1 pseudogene is annotated in these 765 nt (G+C 44.2%); it reads left to right on the forward strand.

Annotation, left to right across the window (positions count from 1 at the left end):
• A pseudogene (locus A3762_RS27000) lies at positions 1-765 on the forward strand (hypothetical protein); the annotation flags it as partial.

The following is a 765-nucleotide window of genomic DNA, read 5'->3' on the forward strand; positions in this document are numbered from 1 at the left end:
TTCAGCAATTACAGAAAGAGCTAGAGGCCGATATCAACGAAAAAATGCTGGAGACAAGACAACTACTTCTGGAAAACTTCGATGAAGACATTCATGACCTTCTGAAGGTTCAGTTAGACGCAGCAGAGCAAAGGCTCGACAAAGTAGGCCGCTGGTTTTGGGCGCTAACTCAGCATGAACTAAAAAGCTTCGCCACGTTTAACGAAAGCAATCACAGCTTCCAATTGACCGGTCAAATCGCGAACGGGCAGCACTTAAGCATTCAACAAGGCACCTATCAACTTCTCAAGAAAGGTGCAAGACGCAACGAAAGCACCCTGCTTGAGCATGCACATAGGTATCGCTTAAGCGCACCATTAGGGGAATGGGTTGTATCACAAGCTGTATCACGGGAAGTGCCTTCTGCTCATCTCGTATTCGACTACGCAGCACATAATGCAAAAGTATCCGTAATTGAGAAGCTTCAAGGGAAATCAGGCACTCTATCTCTTCAAAAATTCAGTATCGAATCACTAGAAAGAAGCGAGGACTACTTATTATTCGCCGCGATGGATAATCAAGGCAAAGTTATTCCTTCTGAGGTTGCACAAAAGCTCATGCAACTCCCAGCTTACGAAGAGAGCCAAGCCAACCATTTGATTTCAGAACAGACGCCGGAAGAAGAAAAGCTCAATGCCTTGTTAGAAACAGAGCGTAATCAAGTCGAAAAGAATGTAAACGATAGAAACCTGACATTCTTCGAAGATGAGGTGAATAAACTTGATG

The sequence above is a fragment of the Oleiphilus sp. HI0125 genome (assembly GCF_001635355.1).